The sequence below is a fragment of the Bacillus sp. LR--39 genome (assembly GCF_053613335.1).
On sequence record NZ_JBSIOT010001234.1, the window covers coordinates 1 to 596 of the forward strand.

Here is a 596-nt window from a genome sequence, read left to right on the forward strand (position 1 = left end):
TTCCTGATGGGGCTTGAAGAAGGAGTGTTCCCGCACAGCCGCTCCCTGATGGAGGAAGCGGAGATGGAAGAAGAGCGGAGACTCGCGTACGTCGGCATCACGAGGGCTGAGGAAGAACTTTATTTAACGAACGCGCGGATGCGGACGTTGTTCGGAAGAACGAATATGAACCCGGAATCAAGGTTCATTGCGGAAATACCGGAGGAATTATTGGACAATCTAAACGAGAAGAAAAAAGATCTGAAAACGCCGTTTGGAAGAAAGCCCGAGCGGAGAGGCCCCGTTACCCGTCCGGCTGCATCGTACAGCAAAACCGGCGGCGACGGCGTCAATTGGGCAGTCGGCGACAAAGCCTCCCATAAAAAATGGGGCGTCGGAACCGTTGTCAGCGTCAAGGGATCCGGCGAATCGACAGAGCTTGACATCGCCTTTCCGAGCCCGACCGGAGTGAAGCGTCTTCTCGCGGCCTTTGCGCCAATTGAAAAGCAATAATGGCAAAAGACCTGAAATGAAAGGACGAAACCAATGGAAAAAGAAGCAGCTAAACGCCGTGTGGAACAACTGCATGCATTGATTAACAAATACAACTACGAATA

1 protein-coding gene is annotated in these 596 nt (G+C 52.0%); it reads left to right on the plus strand.

All coding sequences use genetic code 11. From position 1 onward, the window contains the following. Positions 1–492, plus strand: a 492-nt coding sequence (locus tag ACWHAR_RS29635; RefSeq protein WP_452088761.1) for a 3'-5' exonuclease, incomplete at its 5' end; no start/stop codon positions are given. Positions 493–596 lie beyond the last annotated feature (104 nt).